This window comes from Clostridium sp. LS (genome assembly GCF_002760435.1).
Lineage (GTDB): Bacteria > Bacillota > Clostridia > Clostridiales > Clostridiaceae > Clostridium.
This window is the reverse complement of the sequence record NZ_AUUU01000221.1, coordinates 1-1,210: the sequence shown is the minus strand read 5'-3', so window position 1 is coordinate 1,210 and position 1,210 is coordinate 1. Positions and strand designations below refer to the sequence as shown.

Below are 1,210 nucleotides of genomic sequence, written 5' to 3'. Positions count from 1 at the left end.
AGGGAGGAAAATTATAATGGCAAAAGCAAAGTATGAAAGAAGTAAGCCACACGTTAATATTGGAACAATAGGTCACGTAGACCACGGTAAGACAACATTAACAGCAGCGATCACAACTGTATTAGCAAATAAAGGATTTGCAGAAGCGTTTAACTATGCAGATATTGATAAGGCTCCAGAAGAAAAAGAAAGAGGAATCACAATCAATACAGCGCACGTTGAATATCAAACAGAAAGCAGACACTATGCTCACGTTGACTGTCCAGGGCATGCTGACTATGTTAAGAACATGATAACAGGAGCAGCACAAATGGATGGAGCAATCTTAGTTGTATCAGCAGCAGACGGTCCAATGCCACAAACAAGAGAACATATACTATTAGGATCAAGAGTTGGTATAGAATACATAGTAGTATTCTTAAACAAAGCTGATATGGTAGACGATCCAGAATTATTAGAATTAGTAGAAATGGAAGTTAGAGAATTATTAAGTGAATATGACTTCCCAGGAGATGATATTCCAGTAATAACAGGATCAGCATTAAAAGCATTAGAAAATCCAACTGATGATGAAGCAAATAAATGTATCATGGATTTAATGGCAGCTGTAGATAGCTATATTCCAACACCAGAAAGAGCAACAGATAAGCCATTCTTAATGCCAGTAGAAGATGTATTTACAATCACTGGTAGAGGAACAGTTGCAACAGGAAGAGTTGAAACTGGAGTACTTCACGTAGGTGATGAAATAGAAATCGTAGGATTAAGTGAAGAAAAGAAGAAAGTTGTAGTAACAGGAATAGAAATGTTCAGAAAGTTACTAGACGAAGCGCAAGCTGGAGATAATATAGGAGCATTATTAAGAGGAGTACAAAGAACTGATATTGAAAGAGGTCAAGTTTTATCAAAACCAAATTCAGTACACCCTCATACAAAATTTGTAGGTCAAGTATACGTACTTAAGAAAGAAGAAGGTGGAAGACATACTCCATTCTTCGATGGATATAGACCACAATTCTATTTCAGAACAACAGACGTTACAGGATCAATCAAATTACCAGACGGAATGGAAATGGTAATGCCTGGAGATCACATCGACATGAATGTTGAATTAATCACTCCAATCGCAATGGATGAAGGATTAAGATTCGCTATCAGAGAAGGTGGAAGAACTGTAGGTTCTGGAGTTGTTACTAGCATAGTAGAATAA

Annotated in this window: 1 protein-coding gene; it reads left to right on the top strand. The window is 36.9% G+C overall.

The window, feature by feature from the left end:
* Positions 1 to 16: 16 nt before the first annotated feature.
* Positions 17 to 1,210, top strand: a complete 1,194-nt coding sequence (gene tuf, locus COL3_RS26600; protein WP_008426562.1) for an elongation factor Tu — start codon at positions 17 to 19, stop codon at positions 1,208 to 1,210.